We start from the raw sequence: 20,914 nt of genomic DNA on the forward strand, positions 1-20,914 counted from the left end.
TGAAATATTTGTGCACAAAACCATACACAAATTTCAAAGCTTTCTATTGACAATTCTGTGCCTCTAAACGTATGTTTCAAACAAGTGTTTAATTTGCGGCGAAGGAACCGTTCTGGCCGCCGATTCAAACCCCAAGGCAAACCGTCGCAACCGGGTTGCGATAGCGAATGAACAATTGAGGTGAAGCCCAATGCCTGAGTACAAAGCGCCCCTGCGCGATATCAAATTTGTTATGTCTGAGCTGCTCGACAGCGAGCAGCACTACGCCAATCTGAAAGGGGGAGAGGACGCCACCCCGGATATGGTAGACGCCATCATCGCGGAGGGAGCCAAGTTTTGTGAGCAGGTATTGTCTCCACTGAATCGGGTGGGTGACCAGGAAGGCTGCACACTGACCGAAGACGGCGTTAAAACTCCGACCGGTTTCAAAGAAGCCTATCAGCAGTACGTTGAGAGCGGATGGCCTTCAATGACAGCGGACCCCAACTACGGTGGTCAGGGCTTGCCTCATTCGCTGGGTCTGGTGATGAGCGAAATGGTTGGCACCGCTAACTGGTCTTTCGGTATGTATCCGGGGCTCAGCCACGGCTGCACCAACACCATCGAGACTCACGGTTCGGAAGAGCACAAGCAGACTTACCTGACCAAGCTGATCAGCGGTGAGTGGACCGGCACCATGTGTCTGACCGAACCGCATTGTGGTTCAGACCTGGGCACCCTGCGCACCAAAGCTGAGCCCAATGCAGACGGCACCTATTCAATCACGGGTACCAAGATCTTTATTTCTGCCGGTGAGCACGATATGGCAGAAAACATCGTTCACGTTGTGCTGGCGCGTCTGCCAGGCGCTCCGGAAGGTACCAAGGGTATCTCGCTGTTCATTGTTCCCAAGCGCCTGCCGAACGAAGACGGTTCTGCCGGTGAGCCCAACGCCGTTTCCTGTGGTTCTCTTGAGCACAAAATGGGCATCCATGGTAACGCCACTTGCGTGATGAACTTTGACGGCGCCAAAGGCTGGTTGATCGGGCCAGAGAACAAGGGCCTGAACTGCATGTTCACTTTCATGAACACTGCCCGTATCGGTACGGCGATCCAGGGTCTGGGCGCAGCGGAACTTGGTTTCCAGGGCTCTCTGGCTTATGCCAAGGATCGTCTGGCAATGCGCTCTCTGAGTGGTCCGAAGAACCCGGACGGGCCGGCTGATCCGATCATCGTTCATCCGGACGTTCGTCGCATGCTGTTGACTCAGAAAGTTGTGGCTGAAGGCGCACGCGCCCTTATTTATCTGACTGCCCAGCAGGCAGATATTGTTCACAGTGGCAAGACTGAAGAAGAGCGCAAAGCGGCTGACGAGTCTCTGGGCTTCCTGACGCCAATTGCCAAAGCTTTCCTGACCGAGATCGGTTACGAGGCTTCTAACCTGGGCATGCAGGTCCTGGGTGGCCACGGTTTCATCTCCGAGTGGGGCATGGAACAGAACGTACGTGATGCCCGTATCGGCATGATCTACGAAGGCACCACCGGTATCCAGGCACTGGATCTGTTGGGTCGTAAGGTTCTGATGACTCAGGGCGAATCTCTGAAAGGCTTTACCAAGCAGGTTCACATGTTCTGCAAGGAAAACGCCGACGACGAGCAGCTCAAGGAATTCATCGAGCCGCTGGCCGCGATGAACAAAGAGTGGGGCGATCTCACCATGAAGATCGGCATGACCGCCATGAAGAACCGTGAAGAGGTGGGTGCCGCTTCTGTGGACTACCTGATGTATTCCGGTTACGCCGTATTCGCCTACCTGTGGGCACGTATGGCCAAGGTGGCTCATGACAAGATGGTTGAGGGCACCACGGAAGAAATGTTCTACAACGCGAAAATCCAGTCAGCTCGCTTCTACTTCAAGCGGCTGCTGCCACGGGCCAGGGCTCACGCAGAAAGCATGCTTGCTGGCGCGGACAGCCTGATGGATATGCCTGAAGAAGCTTTCGCCCTCTAAGGCGGGTTTCAAAGGCTAGAAAAGCCCGCTCTCCCCGGAGGCGGGCTTTTTTGTGACAGGACCTTTGGCACTGTCTTCAAATGCTGAATGAGTCAGTAGCAATATTGAGTTAGAATGGCGCGTCTCAAAACGCACATGCGCCTCTCGATTGAATGGTGGAGAATTTTAGATGGCTGATTATCAGGCACCCTTACGTGACATGCGCTTCGTACTGAATGAAGTATTTGATGCACCAGCACTTTGGGCCTCGCTGCCAAAAGTAGCGGAAAACGTAGATCCGGATACGGCAGATGCCATTCTGGAAGAGGCCGGCAAAATCACCAGCGGTGTGCTTGCACCATTGAATCGTGAGGGCGATGAGCAGGGTTGCAAGTGGAACGACGGTGAGGTCTCCACACCGGATGGCTTCCGTGAAGCTTACCAAACTATTGTTGAAGGTGGCTGGAACGGTCTGGGTGGTAACCCGGAGTTTGGCGGCATGGGTATGCCCAAGACCCTGGTCGCCCAGTTTGAGGAAATGATGCAGGGCGCGAACATGGCTTTTGGTCTGGCGCCGATGCTGACTGCCGGTGCCTGTCTGGCCCTGGATGCCCACGGTAGTCAGGAACTGAAAGAGAAGTACCTGCCGAATATGTATTCCGGTGTCTGGTCCGGTGCGATGGATCTGACCGAGCCACACGCAGGTACTGATCTGGGTATTATTCGTACCAAAGCAGAGCCTAACGACGACGGTTCATTCAACGTTTCAGGTACCAAGATCTTCATTACCTGGGGCGAGCACGACATGGCTGAAAATATCATCCATCTGGTGTTGGCGAAGCTGCCAGACGCGCCCAAAGGCCCGAAAGGCATTTCGTTGTTCCTGGTGCCCAAGTTCATGGTTAACGATGATGGGTCGCTGGGTGAGCGCAATCAATTTAGCTGTGGCTCACTGGAAAAGAAAATGGGTATCAAAGGCTCGGCTACTTGTGTCATGAACTTCGATGGTGCCAAGGGCTGGCTTGTCGGGGAAGAGAACAAAGGCCTGGCTGCCATGTTCACCATGATGAACTACGAGCGTCTGGGCGTTGGTATCCAGGGTATCGGTGCTGCCGAGGCATCTCTGCAAAGCGCTCGTGAATACGCCATGGAGCGCATCCAGAGCCGTTCACCGACCGGTGCTCAAGAGCCTGAAAAAGCCGCTGACCCGATTCTGGTACACCCGGACGTACGCCGTATGCTGCTGACCATGAAAGGTTACGTGGAGGGTGGTCGCGCGTTTTCAACCTACGTTGCCCAGTGGCTGGACATTGCCAAGTACGCCGAAGACGACGAGCGTCGTAAACACGCCGAGGGCATGGTTGCGCTGCTGACCCCGGTGGCCAAAGCGTTCCTGACTGACCGTGGTCTGGATACTACGATCATTGGCCAGCAGGTGTTTGGTGGTCACGGCTTTATCCGTGAATGGGGCCAGGAGCAGTTGGTTCGAGATTGCCGGATCACCCAGATCTATGAAGGTACCAATGGCATCCAGGCCATGGACCTGATGGGCCGTAAGGTGGTCGGTAGCCAGGGTAAGCTGTACGAACTGTTTGCCAATGACATCGCCACGTTCATCGAAGAAAACAGTGACAATCAGGCCCTGCGTCCTTATCTGGAGCCGCTCGCGGCCGCTTTTGAGCGCCTGTCTGACGTGACAGAAAACGTGATTGCCAAGGCGGGAGAGAATCCGGAATCGATCGGCGCTGCCGCTGTAGACTACCTTGACCTGTTCGGCCTGACCGCACTCGGCTATATGTGGGTGAAGATCGTCAAGGCTGCGGCTGATAAGGCCGAAGGCGATACCTCTGGTTTTTACACCGGTAAGATCAAAACGGCCCGGTTCTATTTTGACCGCTTGCTGCCAAAAACCGTAGCCCTGGCGGAAGGTATCCGCAGTGGCAGTGACTCGATGATGGCGCTGACTGCAGAAGAGTTCTGATCGGAGCCCAGAGTTATCTGGATTAAAAAAGGCAGGCCACTGGGCCTGCCTTTTTCGTTTTCGGACTTTGAATTGCTATTTCTAGAGTTGATTTACCAGGCTAGGGTCTAGCACAAACGGGTTTTCATTACCCTGTATTTCTGCGACCTGGCGATGGCGAGTCAATTCACTGTCGTCTGGGGGATCCATCTGGTTCCAGCCTACGAACACCCGGTTAGCGCCCGCCCATGGCAGGTTGTAGGTGCTCACCATGTAGGCAACGGTTCTGGCAATATCACCCTTAACAATGCCCGGCGGCTCAAAGAATTGGGCGCTTTCCCGAATGCCGCAATCGTCAGGTTCGCCGCCGGTAGAGCCCAGGTTTTCATAGAGCGCATTACGACGGGACATCTCGATTCGGCTGCTAACCGGCACGATGTTGTGCAGGTCAGACGCAATTTGACGGTATCGGTCGTTCTGCTTGCATTGCTGGCTGGTACCGCAGTCCAACGCTCGCCTGACCTGCGCCAGCGGATAGATGTAGCCGTCGGTTAGCAAAAAACCTTTGCTAGTGAACGGTTCCTGGCAGAAAAAGGAAGTGCCGCCGTCTGCGTACAGGTTGCCCCAAAATTCGTCTTTGATCACGGTCTCTGGATCGCTGAATCGCGTGTTTTGTCCGGTAACGAAAGTGGAAAGGGTGAGTATCGGAAGTGCTATGAGAAAATAGACCAGTGCTTTCATAATTATCATACCTCGTCGTGGTCCAAGCGTCGGTTTTGGATCAGTTTCTTCAGAAAAATGACGCTTTTTTCACTGATAATGAGAATTATGACACAATACCCGACACAATCTGCCGCATCTTGTAGGCCCTTTGTAGCAAAGTGTTAACAGGCGCACACTTTACCTGAGGCGATCCCGAATGGCCTGATAGGACTTTTTCAAGTCCTCTCCGAACTGATGGGTTGCATCCTGTGCCTCTCTCGAGGTGTTCTCCGCGTCGTGCCAGAGCTTTTCAAGCCGTTCCTTGAAACGCTCCCAGTCCTGTTCCAGATCATCCCATTCATCTTTCACATCTTCCCTGGCCAAATGAATCTGAACACGAGCCTCATCCCGATAGGCTTTGATTTTTTCAGAAAGTTGTTTCAGATCGTCGCGGATACTCATGGTTGTGCCTCCCGTTTGGCTGACACTTCAATGATCAAGATGCGACTGCTGACCGTTTTTTGTCAAGCCGTAAAACGGGTTCAGGCCGGATTGGCCAGGAGGGTGATGAGATCCTGAATATGGTGCCACGGTGGCAGAGGGTCAAAGCCTTTGGCGGCTCTGTCTGCTGCACTGCACAGCTCGACCGCAGCGTTTAATTGGGCCCTGCTCAGGCGTCTGGAGGCCTGCTCAATAGCGCGGGCTCTTTGAGGTTGGAAGATGCCGCGCTTTTTCAGGAATCCGGATGTGCTCTCGTTGCTGGTCTGTCTTGCAGACGCGATGCGGATTTCCATGGCCAGATTCAGGTCACGGTTCAGCAGTGTCAGGAATCCCAGCGGGTTTTCCCCCTCGTGCTGTAGCGCCCCGGCAATTTTGCGGGCGTGAGTCGCCCGGCCCGCCAGGGTCTCACTGACCAACTCAAAGCCATTGAAGCGAGAGCTGTCCTGAACGGCCTGTTCAATTGAGTCTTCATCGACAGTGCTGTCGGAAGCGAACAGTGCCAGGCGATCCAGTTCCTGACTGACGGCCAACAGGTTGCCTTCCAGACGTTCGGCGAGCAGCGCAAGGGCACCGCGGGTCAGGCTGATGCCGTGTTGCCTGGCTCGTTGCTGTAACCAGCCGGGGAATTTGTCGGAATCAATGGGCCAGATGGGCAAATGCACACCGGTTTGCTGAAGTGCCTTGTACCATTTTCGGCGGGTTTCTGCGGCATCCAGTCGAGCACTGATCAGAATCAGAATCACGTCCTCGGGAGGCTCTTCCAGAAAGCGCTCGACGATGTCTCGGCCATCGCCGAGCTTGCCCGTGGGCAGGTGGACTTCAATGCGTCTTTTCTCGGCAAACAGAGACATGGCATTGAATTCTTCCGCCAGGCGCGACCAATCGAACTGTGCGTCAGCATGGAAGGCCAGGCGGTCTTCGAAGCCTGCTTTTCGTGCGGCTTTGCGTATCTGATCGCAGGATTCCTGAACCAGCAGGGCTTCATCGCCAGACACCAGATAGACGGGGGAGAGTTTTTTCTCCAGTTGCTGTTCAAGCTGGCCGGCCTGAATTTTCACTGGGCCTCCTCAAGGCTGTCGACCCGGGTCTGGTTCAGTGGAGCCAGACGAAACAGAATTTGTTGGGCGAGACGTTCTGACAGTCGTTCCTGAAGGGCCTCTTCCTCACGTTGTTTGGCGAGTACGTTGGTCTCGTCGTAGCGATAGGATTCGGTGGTGCTGACTCTCTCTCGGACGAGGAGCGGGCGTTGACTGGCGGAAACGACTTCCGCATTCACCGATTGCCGGAGCGTATACTCGGCCGCAACCGCCCGGGAGGTGACCGCGTTGGCCCGCCGTTCCTGGCGAAACCCGGTCAATTCCAGCGTAGCAGCTGCTTTTCCCGGTGTGCTGGTTGCCACCTGCCCGAGATTCAGTTGGTTTTCCACCGCTCGACAAAGCCGGTCTGGCACAGGGGCCTTGCACTTCAATGCCAGAGGCTGCACGGCGTCGGGTACGGTGGAGGCTCCGCGCAACTGAAAGCCGCATCCCGCAACGGTCAGGCCGATTAGCACACACAACAGGTTTGTTGCGCTCGATTGCCGGATCAGCCCAGGCAGTGGCTGCATATCAGTTGGCTACCACATTGACCAGCTTGCCCGGAACGACGATCACCTTGCGGACCGTTTTGCCCTCGGTAAACCGCACTACGTTTTCGTTTTCCAAAGCGAGGGTTTCAAGGCTGCCTTTGTCGATATCTGCCGGGACGTCTGCTTTTGCCCGGACTTTGCCGTTCACCTGAAGGACCACCTGGATTTCACTGCGCACCATGGCGTCCTTATCAGCTTCCGGCCAGGCAGCGTCGACCACTGGATCCGTATGACCCAATGCCTGCCACAGCTGGTGACAGATGTGGGGAACAATGGGCGCAAGCATCGCGACGGCCGAATCCAGTGCTTCCTGACGGACGGCCTGGCTCTGGGCTTCCTGGTCGGTCAGTTTGGCGACTTCGTTCAGCAGTTCCATCACGGCAGCAATGGACGTATTGAACGTCAGACGGCGGCTGATGTCGTCGCTGACTTTGGCAATGGTTTCGTGAGTCTTGCGACGCAGGTTTTTCTGTCCGTCTGTCAGCTCGGCGGCATTCAATGTCGGGGCCGGGCCATTGGAAGCGTGCTCTGACACCATGCGCCACAGGCGCTTGAGAAAGCGGTGAGCGCCTTCCACGCCGCTATCAGACCACTCCAGAGACTGCTCAGGAGGCGCAGCAAACATCATGAACAGACGAACGGTGTCGGCGCCGTGCTCATCAATGATGGCTTGTGGGTCAATGCCGTTGTTCTTTGACTTGGACATCTTGGTGACGCCGCCTGCAATCACCGGTTGGCCGTCGTCCTTGTGAACGGTTTCAATGGCCTGACCTTTATCGTCACGCCTTGTCTCAACGTCGGCGGGCGAGATCCAGGTTTTCTTGCCTGAGTCATCTTCGCGGTAGTAGGTTTCTGCCAGAACCATGCCCTGACAAAGCAGGCGATTGAATGGCTCAGAACTGGTCACCAGTCCAACATCACGCAGCAGCTTGTGGAAGAAGCGCGCGTACAACAGGTGAAGAATGGCATGCTCGATACCACCGATGTACTGGTCGACGGGCAGCCAATAGTTGGCTGCGGACGGGTCCAGCATGCCTTTGTCGTAGTTCGGGCTACAGAAACGGGCGTAATACCAGGACGATTCCATGAACGTGTCGAAGGTGTCGGTCTCCAAGGTGGCAGGCTGGCCCTCGAAGCTCGTCTTCGCCCATTCCGGGTCGGCTTTAATAGGGGACTGCACGCCGTCCATCTCGACGTCTTCTGGCAGCGTGACCGGCAATTGGTCATCCGGAACCGGGCGTTCAGTGCCGTCTTCCAGAGTCATCATGGGAATAGGTGCACCCCAGTATCGCTGGCGAGAGACACCCCAATCGCGCAGACGATAGTTCACCGTGCGTTTGCCAATGCCGTTGTCTTCCAGGTATTTGGCAATTTCGTCGAAGGCTTCTTCGCTGGTCAGGCCGTTGTACTTTCCGGACGACACCAGGATGCCTTTCTCAGTGAAGGCCTCTTCCTGAACATCAATGTTGCGACCATCACTGGCGGCGATCACCTGCTTGATGGGCAAGCGGTACTTGATCGCGAATTCGTGATCGCGTTCATCGTGCCCGGGAACCGCCATCAGGGCGCCGGTGCCATAATCGGTGAGTACGAAGTTGGCAATGTAAACCGGAATTTCTTCGTGTGTCAGGGGATGGATGGCCTTGAAGCCTGTATCAATGCCCTTTTTCTCCATGACCGCCATGTCCGCTTCTGCGGTTTTGCTGTTGCGGCATTCTTCGGCAAAGTTGGCGACTTCGGGATACTGTTTGGCGGATTCCCTGGCAATCGGGTGTTCCGCAGACACCGCCATGTAGGTGACCCCCATGAGTGTGTCAGGGCGTGTTGTGTAGACCTCAAGTGGATCACGGTCGCCTTTCATCTGGAAGGTCAGCTCGGTACCCACAGACTTGCCGATCCAGTTGCGCTGCATGGTTTTGACCTGTTCCGGCCAGTCTTCCAGCTGCTCCAGATCGCTCAGCAGTTCTTCCGCGTAGTCGGTGATGCGGATGAACCACTGGGGTATTTTTTTCTGCTCGACAACGGCACCTGACCGCCAGCCGCGACCATCCACAACCTGTTCGTTGGCCAGTACGGTCTGGTCGACCGGATCCCAGTTCACGGTGGACATCTTTTTGTAGACTAGGCCTTTTTCATAAAGGCGGGCAAAGAACCATTGCTCCCAGCGGTAGTAATCCGGCTTGCAGGTGGCCAGCTCACGATTCCAGTCGTAACCAAAGCCCAGCTGCTTAAGCTGGTTTTTCATGTAGGCAATGTTGGAGTGGGTCCACTTCGCTGGCGCCGTCTTGTTGGCAATTGCGGCGTTTTCTGCAGGAAGGCCGAACGCGTCCCAGCCCATGGGCTGCATGACGTTTTTACCCTGCATGCGCTGATACCGTGAAATAACGTCGCCGATGGTGTAATTGCGAACGTGCCCCATATGCAGTTTGCCGCTGGGGTAGGGGAACATGGAAAGGCAGTAGTATTTGGGCTTGCCCGGCTCTTCCTTAACCGTAAACGTGTTGTTTTCCTCCCAGAATTTCTGGGCGCTACGTTCAACATCGCTGGGATTGTATTGCTGGTCCATTCCTGCCATTACCAAAGTTACCCTGTCAAAAATAGGATGTGCGAAAAGGCCGATCATTCTAACGCACAGAAGGCTTTACAGGTAGTCTGCCAATTTCTGAATCCTGTGCCAGACTTATGGTAAGGGTGGCAGTCAGGCCGGTGCATGCACCGAAGCAAGATCGATTGGGAGAGCAGTTATGACAACGGAGCAGGAAAGAAACCATCTATCCGGCAAGGCACTTGAAGCCTACGATCGAATGCTGGAGCGGGTACAGTCCCGGCTCAGCGATATGGAGGAAACCACTCGCGACACCCTCAGAGAGGAAATTGAGCGAGCGGTAGAGTTCGAGTACGACCTGGCGGAGATGACGAGGGAAGAGGCGGATCTTCTTGGTGCTTATTTGCAGCGAGATCTTGAGCACCTGCTGCATTTTGTCGAGGAAACCGGCGAGGGGTTGAAGGAGTGGCTTCAACTGGACCTGTCATTGCTGGAGCACCAGTTAGCCAACGTGCTTTTTTCGGTTGCAGACAAAACCAAAATTGACACGCTGGAACTGAGCCAGAAACTGGAAAGTCACGAACCCAGCCAGTACATCAGCGGTGAAGTTGCCACCGCCGGGATGTTCAAATGTCTCAATTGCGGCCACATGCGTTGCCTGACCGCAACCAGCCACCTGGAACCCTGCGACGCGTGTGGGTCTCATTATTACGAACGAGTCACCAGCCGCTGGCCACGAAAAGACGAATAATGCCAAGTGGAGCAAATAAGGAGGCCAGCACAATCCTGGAACGAACGAGGACGAGGTGGGGAAGATTTTTCTTTTGGGAAAAGAACTCGCTTCGCTCAGACACCTTTATCCCGTCAGAAAAACCTTCCCCACCTCTTGTTCAGGCACCCTGTTGATTGAGCGGACAGGTAGCTTCAGTTTTTGGGAATCACGCGCTCGCGGACGAAAACGATCAGGATGGCTGCCAGTGTTAAAACTGGCCAGGATCCCGCCTCCATATAGGGGGTGGAACCGTTTGCGGCATATACCTCACCCGTCAGAACGGCCTTTTCAAACTGGGGAATCGTCTCGGTGATTCGTCCTTTTTCGTCAATGATAGCGGTTACGCCATTGTTGGTGCCGCGCAGCATGTAACGGCCAGTTTCCAATGCCCGCATACGGGCTATTTGCAGATGTTGAAGCGGGCCTATTGAGTCGCCGAACCAGCCGTCGTTACTGATGGTCAGCAACAGACCTGTGTTGCGGGCGTTGAAGGCGACGAAATCCGGGTAGGCCACTTCATAGCATATGAAAGGCATAATCCGTGTGCCGTTGGCAGTCAGTGGGCCCTGGTCTGAGGGCCCGCGGCTGAAGCTCGACATCGGCAGGTCGAAGAAACCGATCAGGCCGCGCAGCCATTGCTGCAGGGGCACGTATTCGCCGAAGGGCACCAGTCGTTGTTTGTGGTAGATGCCGTCACCATTGCCGATGGCCATAATGCTGTTGTGAAAGGTGAAATCCTCGATACGGTCGCTGAAGCCATACCAGGGAATACCTGTGATCAGGGTGCTGCTCTCACCAAGTTCACCGCCAATGTGGTCAATGATCTTCCCGGCCTGGTCCTGAGGGATGGGAATGGCCGTTTCGGGCCAGAGAATCAGGTCTGTGTTCCAGTGGCCTTCGGTCAGGTCCAGGTAGGTGACAATCTGATCCCGAAGAAAATCCGGATCCCATTTGATTTGCTGGGGAATGTTGCCTTGCATCGAGGCAAAGGTCGTTGGGGATGTGGCCAGGGTTGTCCATTGGCTGTTGGCCATTGTCGGGCCTATGGCCCACGGTAGTAGTGCGGCCAGGGCGACAGCACCAGCGCTGGTGTACCTCAGGTTTTGCACCAACCACCAGCAGGCATAAACGGCACAGCCGCTGGCGGCTACCCAAAAGCTCAGTCCATGGACGCCGGTTAGTGGAGCGAAGCTGGCAAGGGGGCCGTCAACATGTGCGGTACCCAGGTACAGCCATGGAAAACCGGTCAGCAGCCAGCCGCGAACCCAGTCGCCGATTATCCAGACAGCAGGGAACAGTATGAGACGACGAGCAGCACTGTGTTTTGCCAGCTTGCCCCAGGCCCAGAATGCGATGCCGTGAAACAGGGCCAGGCCTGCCACAAAAATAACCGTAAGAATGACGGCCAGAGGGATCGAAGTGTTGCCGTGTTCGCTGATGCTGACGTAAACCCAGCTGGCGCCAGAGCCAAACAGACCCAGCCCGGTAAACCAGCCAGCTTTGAAAAGCTTTTGAGGTTCAAGTGGCAGGCAGCAGAGAAGGATCAAAAGGATCGACACGGGCCCAAGCCACCACCAGTTCACTGGCGAAAAGGTCAGCGTCTGGAGGGCGCCTGCAACTATAAGCGCAGAGGCCCTCATTAATGGGGCGTTGGATAGACCGGGTGGCATCGCCGTCGCCCGGGGGCTATCGCTCATCGTGCCGCGATACCTGAAGCAGTCGAATCACCCGGTTGTCGGCATTGGCAATCGTGAATTCCAGCCCCTGGCAGTTTACCTTTTCGCCCCGTCGGGGCAGGTGGCCGAATTCCTTGAGAACCACGCCGCCAATCGTGTCGAACTCTTCTTCGTCCAGTTCGGTCTCAAAGAATTCATTGAAGTCGTCTACCGGAGTGACCGCCTTAACGGCATAGGTGCCGTCGCTGCGTGACTTGATGTGGGTTTCCTCATCGAAATCATGCTCGTCTTCAATTTCGCCAACAATCTGTTCAAGCACATCTTCGATGGTGATCAGCCCGGCGGTGCCGCCATACTCATCCACCACGATGGCCATGTGGTTGCGGGTTTCCTTGAATTCCTTAAGCAACTGGTTCAGGCGCTTGCTTTCAGGCACGAACGTGGGGGGACGCAGGATTTCGCGAATGCGGTTCCAACTGAGGTTGCCATCCAGTGCGAGAGGCAAAAGGTCTTTTGCCAGCAGAACACCAATAACGTCGTCCTGGCTGTCGCCAATCACCGGGAAACGGCTGTGAGCGGAGCTGATGATTTCACCCAGGAATTCTTTTGGCTCCAGAGAGGCTTTAACGGTGACCATCTGGGAGCGGGGGATCATGATTTCTTCCACCCGCATGTCGATCACCTGCATCGCACCTTCGATGATGCTCATGGCATCGGTATCGATGATGTTTTCTGATTCGGCATCCCGCAGGATTTCCAGCACGTCCTCGACGGACTCAGGCCCGCTGGAGAAGGCCTGTGATATACGTTCCAGCCAGGACTTACTGTTGCCCTGGCTGCGACTCGACTGATCGTCGCTCATGCGTCTTTTTCCGTTTCCCCAATGTCATCGGTTATTTCGTAAGGATTGCAGAAACCGAGCTGCGCCAGCAACTGGATCTCGAGGGCTTCCATGGCCTCGGCCTCGTCATCTTTAATATGGTCGTAGCCCTGAAGGTGCAACATTCCATGCACCAGCATGTGCGCCCAGTGTGCAGTTACCGTTTTTCGCTGTTCCAACGCTTCACGTTTAACCACTGGTTCGCAGATGATCAAATCACCGGCTAACGGCACCGTTATACCGGCTGGAGCTTCAAATGGGAAGGAAAGCACGTTGGTTGGCCCGGATTTGCCGCGATACTGGGCGTTAAGGGCGGCGCTTTCCTCAGTATCCACAATACGAACGGTTACCTCGGAGTCATGGTCACCGAGCCAGGCAGAACTGGCCCATTGTTGCATGGTGTCCGCCTCGGGCAGGTCTTCTGACTCGGTTGCCAGTTGTATATCGACAGTCAGGCTGGCCACGGTGATCAGGTGCCTCCACCGTCGAACACGTCATAGGCCTCGACGATGCGCTGCACCAGCGGGTGGCGCACCACATCCTGAGACTCGAATCTGGTGAAGCCAATGCCAGACACGTCGCTCAGCACCGACGCCGCGTGAATCAACCCGGAGTTCTGCCCGCGTGGCAAGTCCACCTGGGTGGTGTCGCCGGTAATGACCGCCGTCGAGCCAAAGCCGATCCGCGTCAGGAACATTTTCATTTGCTCGCGGGTGGTGTTCTGGCTCTCATCCAGGATGATGAATGAATTGTTCAGGGTGCGGCCCCGCATGAATGCCAAGGGCGCGATCTCGATGATGCTTTTTTCGATCAACCGGGTCACCTGATCAAAGCCCAGCATTTCATAGAGTGCGTCGTAAAGCGGGCGCAGGTAAGGGTCCACTTTCTGGGCCAGGTCGCCAGGAAGAAAGCCGAGTTTCTCACCCGCTTCTACTGCCGGACGCACCAACAGGATTCGCTTCACCTGCTCGTCTTTCAGGGCTTCCACGGCACAGGCGACGGCCAGCCAGGTTTTACCGGTGCCCGCTGGGCCAATGCCGAAGTTTACATCGTGGGTGCGGATGTTATGAACGTACTTCTGCTGGTTTGCGCCGCGCGGCTTGGCCTGGAGTTTTGGCGTTTTGATGACCGTCACGGCTCCGTCGTAGGGCACATCCGCTGGCAGTCGCTCAAAGCCGGATTCCCTGATGAACAGGTGCACGGTATCCGGCGAAATATCATTGGTGGCTTCGGTCTCACGATACAGGTGGCGAATCACTTCGCTGGCAGCGGCCACATGTTCGCTTTCGCCTTCCACCCTGAAATGATGCCCGCGGCGTCCCACGCGCACGCTCATCCGTTTTTCAATGTGCTTCAGATGCTCATCGAACTGGCCGCACAGTGCAGCCAGGCGATCCTGATCGACGGGGTGAAGATCAAACTGTTTCGCGTCGTTGGTTTTCAAAAAGTCTCCAGGTTTGGTGCTTTCCCCAAGGGGGTTAGTACATCTCTGAATCAACGGGCATGCCACGTAGAGAATTGGGCATCGCCTCTTTGATCTCTACATCGATGAAGTTGCCTACAACTTCCGGGTTTTCATGACGGAAGTTCACGATGCGGTTGTTTTCAGTGCGACCCGCATACTCGCCTGGGTCTTTTTTCGAAAGGCCAGTCACCAGAATACGTTGCGTTGTCCCCACCATCTTGCGACTGATATCCATCGCCTGCTGGTTGATGCGCTCCTGCAGAATGGAGAGACGCTGCTTTTTGACGTCCATCGGGGTGTCATCCGGCAGATCTGCCGCCGGTGTGCCGGGGCGTGCACTGTATATAAAGCTGAAAGACACATCGAAGCCGATGTCGTTGATCAGCTTCATGGTGTCTTCAAAGTCTTTCTCGGTTTCACCTGGAAAGCCGATGATAAAGTCGGATGAGAAGCTGATGTCCGGACGAATCTTGCGCAGGCGGCGGAGCTTGGACTTGTACTCTAGAGCCGTATGGCCACGCTTCATGGCGGCCAGAATGCGGTCCGAACCGCTTTGCACCGGCAGATGCAGATGGCTGACCAGCTCGGGCACTTGCTCGTAAGCGGCAATCAGTGAATCCGAGAATTCCACCGGGTGAGAGGTGGTGTAACGGATGCGGTCGATGCCGTCGATGGTGGCGATCAGGGTAACCAGCTCGGCCATGTCCATCACGTCGCCATCGTGGGTTTCGCCCCGATAGGCATTCACATTCTGGCCCAGCAGATTTACCTCACGTACACCCTGGCTGGCCAGATGAGCGACTTCGGCAATGACGTCGTCGACCGGGCGGCTGACTTCTTCACCACGGGTGTAAGGCACCACGCAGAAAGTGCAGTATTTGCTGCAGCCTTCCATGATCGACACAAACGCGGATGGTCCCTCGGCACCGGGTTCCGGCAGGTTGTCGAACTTTTCAATTTCCGGGAAGCTGACGTCGACCACCCCGACACCGTCGCCTTTGGCGCGGATTTCGGTGATCATGTCCGGTAAACGGTGCAGAGTCTGGGGGCCGAATACCATGTCCACATAGGGGGCGCGGTCGATGATGGCCTGGCCTTCCTGGCTCGCCACGCAGCCGCCAACGCCGATAATTAGGTCGGGGTTTTTACTCTTCAGGCCTTTCCAGCGACCAAGCTGGTGGAACACTTTCTCCTGCGCTTTTTCGCGAATGGAGCAGGTGTTCAGAAGCAGAATGTCTGCGTCGTCAGGCGTGTCGGTCATTTCGACGGTTTCGCCGGTGCGCAGCAGGTCGGCCATTCTGGACGAATCGTATTCGTTCATCTGACAGCCATGGGTTTTGATGTACAGCTTCTTGGCCATGATTCTCAACGTTTTGGTGCAAATGGGTGGTGCGTTTGCGGGCGGCGAAGGATACCGGCGCCCTGATCAAAAAGGAACTGCGTATTATAACGGGGTGATCAATTGGCAACCACCTTTGTATCGGCTTGTTGCTATTCCTGATGTGGTAATATTCCGGGCTTGTCGAAAAAATGCAGAACACTGAACACATGACTCCCGAACGCCTCGCCCGAATCAAACAAACCCTCAACACCCGTCAGCCAGACCTGAGCGTGCTGACTGACCAGGTCCACAAGCCACGGAACCTGTCCGCCATCATCCGTTCCTGTGACGCTTTTGGTCTGGCCAACATGCACGTGGTGTGGCCGAAGGAGGGCTTTCGGGCGTTCCGGAAGACCGCCGGTGGCAGTTATAACTGGGTAACGACCCACACTCATCGCACCATGGATGACGCCGTAGCGACTTTGAAAGGGCAGGGCCATAAGCTCTACGCGGCGCAGCTGTCGGACCGTGCGGTTGATTTTCGGGAGGTGGATTTCACCATTCCCTGTACGGTCATCCTGGGCAACGAGGTCGATGGCGTGAGTTCTGGCGCAGCCGCCGAAGCGGACGAACACATCGTGATTCCGATGATGGGCATGGTGGAGTCACTGAACGTGTCCGCTGCCTGCGCGATCATCCTCTCGGAAGCCCAGCGTCAGAGAAAACTGGCCGGGCTTTATGATTACCAGCGCCTGCCCGACGATGAATACAATCGCCTGCTGTTCTGCTGGTGTCAGCCAGTGGTAAAGCGCTACTGCGATGACCGAAATCTGCCCTACCCACCGATCGACCCGGACACCGGCGAACTCATTGACGGCGTCGCCTGGATGAAAGAAGTGAGGGCAATCCGCGCCGAAAAAAAGCGGGCAAAAGCCGAAGCGTTTGAACAGTTCGGGACACAGTCGTTTGAGAACCCTGACGAGGCCTGATCGTCTGGGACGCGGTTAGGTCTTTTCTGCAGGAACAAAGGTGTCTGAGCGCAGCGAGTTCTTTTTCCGAAAGGAAAGACCTAACGGCGGCGCAGGCAGCCTCCCCAACGAGCAGGCTGCTGAAGGAGGATTATTCCTCACGCCCCTCCAGATATCGCTTCAACTGTTCCCGAAGCGCCTTGGGCAGTCGCGTGATTGTCAAAGCATCATTGTCCCGGTCGTAGTAAACGGCCTGATTCACCAAGTCCGATGAAAACGACACACTCATGCCACCGCCGGATCCCGCAATACGAACCAGCTTTTTCACCTTGCGATGATCGGGATGCAACACGCCGCTTTCAGGCAGTTCGGCGGTCTCAGAGGCAAACTCCTTGAATCGTTGCGGCTCATTTTCATCCAGGTAACCTGACAGCGCTTCGATTTCCACCGGCTCGCCCAGGGCGTGTTGTTCCTTGCAGAACTCGTAGGCCTTGTGTCGTACCTCACCGGCTTTTTCGGGCTCCGAAGACTTGGCAAACGCCTCGACCGCGTCCAGAAAGGTTAGCGTTTCTTTCTCAACGTCCACCTGATTGGTGAATCCACACAGACGAATAAAATGATCGCCAATCTCTCCCGTGCCACGGGCATGAACCAGCGTCAGATAATTTTCAGCAGCCTGGTCGCTTTTCCAGTCGTCGATTTCAATCCGAACCGCCAGATTCAGGCGGGATAAGCTCAGAACATCGGTCGTATCCAGCGCCTGCTGGCCATCAAAACGCAGGGCGCTGTCACTCTCGATGATCAGCAGGTAAACAACCTCCGAATCTGCCAGCGCTTCGTGAACTAACATCAGGTGCCCTTGATGTTCCTCCTGTGCGCCGGTCAGAAGCTCTTGCCATTGCTTGAACAGCCGGTCTGTCATTGAGGCAAAGCTTTGACGATCTGCCAGGTAATCCCCCAGCCAGGCGCTAAAAGGCGACTCGCCGGTGTCTTCCGAAAATCGGCCGTATTTCTTGCCTGGCTTGCTGTTGAACAGCCGCTTCATCTGCTTTTGCAGTCCCTCATAGTCTCCGCCGGGCTCAGCCAATGGCTCCCCCTCAATTAACCGGGCAGGGCTGCCGGGTTGCAGTTGGGAAGCAAAGGCAATGCGCAGATGTTTGATGGCCATAACGAGTCTTCCTGAATATAGAACGAACAAAGCCCCGCAGCCGGAAAGCTAGCGGGGCCCGGTGTGATCGGCTGATGTAGATCAGATACGCTTGTTGCGAAGCAGATCCTGAACCAGTTTGCTGACCGCTTCCGGGATCTCATCGCTTTCATCTGCAGCGATGGAGGCGGAAGCAACGTCAGACCCAAGGTTCACAGCAATGGCGATCAGGCCGTGAGCCGCGACCACCTGGGCCGCGCGGCGTCGGTCATCCACATTACCGGCGTTGTCTTCGGTCAGAACCACCGATGTTTTACCCTGATCGAACAGCGAACGTTCCAGGGCAAGTGCCAGGGATGGCGCCTGCTTGCCATTACACGCGATGATCGCAGGTTTCTGTGCCAGGCGACGCTGACGCTCTTCCGTGCTGACTGGATCAAGAGACTCAACCGTATCCGCAGTCCCGGCGATCATGCCCGCACCGATGGTCACATTGCTCAAGCGGTCGATGACGATAAAGCTGCCAGTCACGTGGTTTCTCGGATAGGCATCAAAAGCAATCGGCTGGCTCAGAGTGAGCTCGCAAAGGCCGATTTCGTTCAGCTGGAGTTCGGTGGGGTTTTCACGTTTCTCCAATGTATTGACGTCGGTCTGGTGGTGAATCTTTTTCACGGTTGCCGACGAGAAGGTCGGGCCCAGTTTGATGTCGTAAAGTCGGCCGGTTTCCAGAGGCGCATCGGTCATCCAGACAATGTTCGCCAGGAAACGGTTTCCGACTTCAGGTTCGTCTTCAGCTTTGACCAGCATGTCACCGCGGCTCACGTCGATTTCGTCGTTCAGAGTCAGGGTGACAGCTTGATCGATGTAGGCTTCGGCGAGGTTGCCATCAAAGGTCACGATGTCCTTGACGGTACTGGTTTTGCGCGACGGCAGCGCCATGAGTTTATCACCCGGACGCACAACACCAGAGGCAATGGTCCCGCAGAAGCCACGGAAGTTCAGGTTCGGGCGGTTAACGTACTGCACCGGGAACCGAAAGTGTTCCAGATTCTTGTCGTGAGACACCTGAACGGTTTCAAGAATCTCCATCAGCGGCTGGCCGTCGAACCAGGGAGTGTTCTCGCTTTTGTTGACCACATTGTCGCCTTCCAGAGCCGACATGGGTACGAAGCGGATGTCCTTCAGCCCCAATGGCGCTGCAAAGGCGATATAGTCGTCTTTGATTTCGTTAAAGCGCTCTTCACTAAAATCCACCAGGTCCATCTTGTTGACGGCTACGACCACATGCCGGATGCCGAGTAGCGAGGCAATGTACGAGTGGCGACGGGTCTGTGTCAGCACGCCGTGGCGCGCGTCGATCATCAGAATCGCGACCTGCGCTGTGGACGCGCCGGTGGCCATGTTGCGAGTGTATTGCTCGTGCCCTGGTGTGTCCGCGATGATGAACTTGCGCTTGTCAGTGGAGAAAAAGCGGTAGGCCACATCAATGGTGATGCCCTGTTCACGCTCCGCCTGGAGGCCGTCCACCAGCAGGGCCAGATCCAGCTTTTCACCGGTGGTGCCCATTTTGGCGCTGTCGGTTTTCAAGCTGGCCATGTGATCTTCGTAGATCATCTTGGTGTCGTGCAGCAGGCGACCAATCAGGGTGCTCTTGCCATCATCCACGCTGCCACAGGTCAGCAGGCGCAGCAGTTCCTTGTTTTCGTGTTGCTTCAGGTAAGCCTGAATGTCTTCTGCAATAAGATCGGACTGGTGTGACATCTTAGAAGTACCCTTCCCGCTTTTTCTGTTCCATGGAGCCGGCCGAGTCGTGGTCAATCACACGGCCCTGACGTTCGGAGCTGGTCGCCAACAGCATTTCCTGGATGATCTCCGGCAGTGTATCTGCCTCAGATTCAATGGCGCCGGTTAGCGGGTAGCAACCCAGGGTGCGGAAACGGATGGACTTCATTTCCGGCGTTTCCCCTTCCTTCAGAGGCATGCGGTCGTCGTCTACCATGATCAGCGTGCCGTCACGCTCAACCACAGGACGCTTGGCAGAGTAGTAAAGGGGAACGATCTCGATGTTCTCAAGGTAGATGTACTGCCAGATGTCCAGCTCGGTCCAGTTGGACAGCGGGAACACGCGAATGCTCTCGCCCTTGTTGATTTTGCCGTTGTAGATGTTCCACAGTTCGGGGCGCTGGTTTTTCGGATCCCAGCGGTGATATTCATCACGGAACGAGTAGACGCGCTCTTTGGCGCGGGATTTTTCCTCGTCCCGGCGTGCACCGCCAAAGGCCGCATCAAACTTGTACTTGTCCAGCGCTTGCTTAAGGGCCTGGGTTTTCATCACGTCGGTGTGCTTGGCACTACCGTGGGTGAAAGGGCCAATGCCCTGTTTGATACCGTCTTCATTCTTGTGGACGATCAGGTCCAGACCGTATTCCTTTGCCTTGCGGTCCCGGAATTCAATCATCTCCCGGAATTTCCAGGTGGTATCAACGTGCAGCAGAGGAAACGGCAATTTACCAGGGTGGAAAGCTTTGCGCGCCAGGTGAAGCATCACCGCCGAGTCCTTTCCAATGGAATAAAGCATGACCGGGTTGTCGAATTCTGCTGCGACTTCCCGAATGATGTGGATGCTTTCCGCTTCCAGCTGCTTGAGATGCGTCAGGTTATAAGTAGTCATCGTTCCTGCTACCGCGTGTCGTGCCCTACACAAAATGCGAGGGCGTGGCGTATGAAAGCGCTGATGATACCAGAATAGGCGGTAGCATAAGAAGAAGGGCGTTTAGAGTTTCATGTCATAACAATATAGCGTCAGGCCGATGGGGCAGAGTGTTTGCGTCGGCCATTTCCGGGCGAAAACGGCGCTTAATTGGCCTCAGCAGCAAGCAGCTTACTGACGTAATTGTCTACGTAGTCAAAGCCGTTGCCCTCGAAATCGGCGAACTGAATACCTATCTGAAACTCGTCACGGGAAATGCGACGCATGTGAACGATGTGGCCATGCGTTACGACGATGACAGGTTGCGCCGCCACCACTGGCACCGAAAATGAGGCCTTTACGTCAATCCAGGCGCCCGGAGCTGGCGTTTGCTGGTTGGGGATGAGCTCCCGTACCTCATCCTGCCCGCATGCGATCATGAGGCCGGTTCGGGAAATGTTGGAGACTGAACATACAAGAGAACTGCCATCGGTTTTCTCAACCGTGACCTCGGTGGCAACGTCAACGCGTTGTTGGTTGCGCAGGTTGGGTTTGGCAACAACGTTCTTCATCATCATTTCTTATAATTAGTTGTCTTAACTTCCTGAAAGTCTAGTTGTTTACTTAGTAACCAGCAAGGTGAGACTATAGCGCCTGCTTTGCGAGCGATGAAAATTGTGATGCAAGTGTCA

The 20,914-nt window shown here is 55.5% G+C and carries 18 protein-coding genes; 4 read left to right on the forward strand and 14 right to left on the reverse strand.

All coding sequences use genetic code 11. The features are described 5' to 3' along the window. Nucleotides 1–190: 190 nt before the first annotated feature. Together QLQ17_RS06535 and QLQ17_RS06540 are read left to right on the forward strand one after the other, a co-directional pair. Entirely contained in the window at nt 191–1,990 is a 1,800-nt protein-coding gene (locus QLQ17_RS06535) for an acyl-CoA dehydrogenase C-terminal domain-containing protein (RefSeq protein ID WP_283208739.1), read from the forward strand. A gap of 169 nt (nt 1,991–2,159) precedes the next feature. Then, nucleotides 2,160–3,950 carry an acyl-CoA dehydrogenase C-terminal domain-containing protein gene (locus QLQ17_RS06540; protein WP_283208740.1) on the forward strand — a complete coding sequence of 597 codons (1,791 nt, stop codon included), beginning with the start codon at nt 2,160–2,162 and terminating at the stop codon, nt 3,948–3,950. An 81-nt stretch (nt 3,951–4,031) separates the two neighbouring features. Here QLQ17_RS06540 and QLQ17_RS06545 read toward each other — a convergent pair whose 3' ends face one another. The 5 genes from QLQ17_RS06545 to leuS all read right to left on the reverse strand — a co-directional run bounded on the left by QLQ17_RS06545 (nt 4,032) and on the right by leuS (nt 9,325). Then, on the reverse strand, nt 4,032–4,670 hold the full coding sequence (locus QLQ17_RS06545; RefSeq protein ID WP_283208741.1) for an endonuclease: 639 nt from the start codon (nt 4,668–4,670) through the stop codon (nt 4,032–4,034). A 159-nt stretch (nt 4,671–4,829) separates the two neighbouring features. Next, complete coding sequence (locus QLQ17_RS06550; RefSeq protein WP_283208742.1) at nt 4,830–5,093, reverse strand: hypothetical protein; 264 nt, start codon at nt 5,091–5,093, stop codon at nt 4,830–4,832. An 80-nt stretch (nt 5,094–5,173) separates the two neighbouring features. After that, a complete protein-coding gene (gene holA, locus QLQ17_RS06555) occupies nt 5,174–6,190 on the reverse strand; it encodes a DNA polymerase III subunit delta (protein WP_283208743.1) in 1,017 nt (338 codons plus the stop codon). After that, nucleotides 6,187–6,738 (reverse strand): LPS-assembly lipoprotein LptE, encoded by a 552-nt coding sequence (locus QLQ17_RS06560; RefSeq protein ID WP_283208744.1) that lies wholly within the window; start codon nt 6,736–6,738, stop codon nt 6,187–6,189. The genes holA and QLQ17_RS06560 overlap by 4 nt, the downstream gene beginning before the upstream one ends. A gap of 1 nt (nt 6,739) precedes the next feature. Continuing rightward, complete coding sequence (gene leuS / locus QLQ17_RS06565) at nt 6,740–9,325, reverse strand: leucine--tRNA ligase (RefSeq protein WP_283209054.1); 2,586 nt, start codon at nt 9,323–9,325, stop codon at nt 6,740–6,742. A 178-nt stretch (nt 9,326–9,503) separates the two neighbouring features. Between leuS and QLQ17_RS06570 the strand changes: the two genes are divergently transcribed. Next, complete coding sequence (locus tag QLQ17_RS06570) at nt 9,504–10,055, forward strand: zinc ribbon-containing protein (RefSeq protein ID WP_283208745.1); 552 nt, start codon at nt 9,504–9,506, stop codon at nt 10,053–10,055. A gap of 173 nt (nt 10,056–10,228) precedes the next feature. On the opposite strand, the gene lnt is transcribed toward QLQ17_RS06570, so the two are convergent. Genes lnt through miaB form a run of 5 tightly spaced genes read right to left on the reverse strand, consistent with a single transcriptional unit; the run spans nt 10,229 to nt 15,457 of the window. Beyond that, nucleotides 10,229–11,746: an apolipoprotein N-acyltransferase gene (gene lnt, locus QLQ17_RS06575; protein WP_502867366.1), complete on the reverse strand. Its 1,518-nt coding sequence runs from the start codon at nt 11,744–11,746 to the stop codon at nt 10,229–10,231. A 16-nt stretch (nt 11,747–11,762) separates the two neighbouring features. After that, nucleotides 11,763–12,614 (reverse strand): CorC family transporter, encoded by an 852-nt coding sequence (locus QLQ17_RS06580; protein WP_283208747.1) that lies wholly within the window; start codon nt 12,612–12,614, stop codon nt 11,763–11,765. After that, the gene (gene ybeY, locus QLQ17_RS06585; RefSeq protein ID WP_283208748.1) at nt 12,611–13,096 is read right to left on the reverse strand and encodes an rRNA maturation RNase YbeY; all 486 of its coding nucleotides are present in this window, start codon (nt 13,094–13,096) and stop codon (nt 12,611–12,613) included. The genes QLQ17_RS06580 and ybeY overlap by 4 nt, the downstream gene beginning before the upstream one ends. 5 nt (nt 13,097–13,101) lie before the next feature. Then, nucleotides 13,102–14,076, reverse strand: a complete 975-nt coding sequence (locus QLQ17_RS06590; RefSeq protein WP_283208749.1) for a PhoH family protein — start codon at nt 14,074–14,076, stop codon at nt 13,102–13,104. Nucleotides 14,077–14,110: 34 nt separating this feature from the next. Beyond that, nucleotides 14,111–15,457: a tRNA (N6-isopentenyl adenosine(37)-C2)-methylthiotransferase MiaB gene (miaB, locus tag QLQ17_RS06595; protein ID WP_283208750.1), complete on the reverse strand. Its 1,347-nt coding sequence runs from the start codon at nt 15,455–15,457 to the stop codon at nt 14,111–14,113. A 188-nt stretch (nt 15,458–15,645) separates the two neighbouring features. Between miaB and trmH the strand changes: the two genes are divergently transcribed. Continuing rightward, entirely contained in the window at nt 15,646–16,407 is a 762-nt protein-coding gene (trmH, locus tag QLQ17_RS06600; RefSeq protein ID WP_283208751.1) for a tRNA (guanosine(18)-2'-O)-methyltransferase TrmH, read from the forward strand. A gap of 130 nt (nt 16,408–16,537) precedes the next feature. On the opposite strand, the gene QLQ17_RS06605 is transcribed toward trmH, so the two are convergent. The 4 genes from QLQ17_RS06605 to QLQ17_RS06620 all read right to left on the reverse strand — a co-directional run bounded on the left by QLQ17_RS06605 (nt 16,538) and on the right by QLQ17_RS06620 (nt 20,794). Continuing rightward, nucleotides 16,538–17,554 carry a nucleoid-associated protein gene (locus QLQ17_RS06605; RefSeq protein ID WP_283208752.1) on the reverse strand — a complete coding sequence of 339 codons (1,017 nt, stop codon included), beginning with the start codon at nt 17,552–17,554 and terminating at the stop codon, nt 16,538–16,540. Nucleotides 17,555–17,635: 81 nt separating this feature from the next. Next, nucleotides 17,636–19,294, reverse strand: a complete 1,659-nt coding sequence (gene cysN, locus QLQ17_RS06610; RefSeq protein ID WP_283208753.1) for a sulfate adenylyltransferase subunit CysN — start codon at nt 19,292–19,294, stop codon at nt 17,636–17,638. A gap of 1 nt (nt 19,295) precedes the next feature. Beyond that, nucleotides 19,296–20,204 carry a sulfate adenylyltransferase subunit CysD gene (gene cysD, locus QLQ17_RS06615; protein ID WP_283208754.1) on the reverse strand — a complete coding sequence of 303 codons (909 nt, stop codon included), beginning with the start codon at nt 20,202–20,204 and terminating at the stop codon, nt 19,296–19,298. 185 nt (nt 20,205–20,389) lie between these two features. Continuing rightward, entirely contained in the window at nt 20,390–20,794 is a 405-nt protein-coding gene (locus QLQ17_RS06620) for a PilZ domain-containing protein (RefSeq protein ID WP_283208755.1), read from the reverse strand. Nucleotides 20,795–20,914 lie beyond the last annotated feature (120 nt).

Origin of the sequence: Marinobacter sp. CHS3-4, from assembly GCF_030053415.1 — a bacterium.
Lineage (GTDB): Bacteria > Pseudomonadota > Gammaproteobacteria > Pseudomonadales > Oleiphilaceae > Marinobacter.

Bases quoted from the DNA above. Each gene is read 5' to 3' on its own strand.
- QLQ17_RS06540 (WP_283208740.1), top strand. From the start codon at position 2,160: ATGGCTGATTATCAGGCACCCTTACGTGACATGCGCTTCGTACTGAAT.
- cysN (WP_283208753.1), bottom strand. From the start codon at position 19,294: ATGTCACACCAGTCCGATCTTATTGCAGAAGACATTCAGGCTTACCTG.
- QLQ17_RS06560 (WP_283208744.1), bottom strand. From the start codon at position 6,738: ATGCAGCCACTGCCTGGGCTGATCCGGCAATCGAGCGCAACAAACCTG.
- lnt (WP_502867366.1), bottom strand. From the start codon at position 11,746: ATGCCACCCGGTCTATCCAACGCCCCATTAATGAGGGCCTCTGCGCTT.
- QLQ17_RS06570 (WP_283208745.1), top strand. From the start codon at position 9,504: ATGACAACGGAGCAGGAAAGAAACCATCTATCCGGCAAGGCACTTGAA.
- trmH (WP_283208751.1), top strand. From the start codon at position 15,646: ATGACTCCCGAACGCCTCGCCCGAATCAAACAAACCCTCAACACCCGT.
- QLQ17_RS06605 (WP_283208752.1), bottom strand. From the start codon at position 17,554: ATGGCCATCAAACATCTGCGCATTGCCTTTGCTTCCCAACTGCAACCC.
- cysD (WP_283208754.1), bottom strand. From the start codon at position 20,204: ATGACTACTTATAACCTGACGCATCTCAAGCAGCTGGAAGCGGAAAGC.
- QLQ17_RS06620 (WP_283208755.1), bottom strand. From the start codon at position 20,794: ATGAAGAACGTTGTTGCCAAACCCAACCTGCGCAACCAACAACGCGTT.
- leuS (WP_283209054.1), bottom strand. From the start codon at position 9,325: ATGGACCAGCAATACAATCCCAGCGATGTTGAACGTAGCGCCCAGAAA.
- QLQ17_RS06545 (WP_283208741.1), bottom strand. From the start codon at position 4,670: ATGAAAGCACTGGTCTATTTTCTCATAGCACTTCCGATACTCACCCTT.
- QLQ17_RS06580 (WP_283208747.1), bottom strand. From the start codon at position 12,614: ATGAGCGACGATCAGTCGAGTCGCAGCCAGGGCAACAGTAAGTCCTGG.
- miaB (WP_283208750.1), bottom strand. From the start codon at position 15,457: ATGGCCAAGAAGCTGTACATCAAAACCCATGGCTGTCAGATGAACGAA.
- QLQ17_RS06550 (WP_283208742.1), bottom strand. From the start codon at position 5,093: ATGAGTATCCGCGACGATCTGAAACAACTTTCTGAAAAAATCAAAGCC.
- QLQ17_RS06535 (WP_283208739.1), top strand. From the start codon at position 191: ATGCCTGAGTACAAAGCGCCCCTGCGCGATATCAAATTTGTTATGTCT.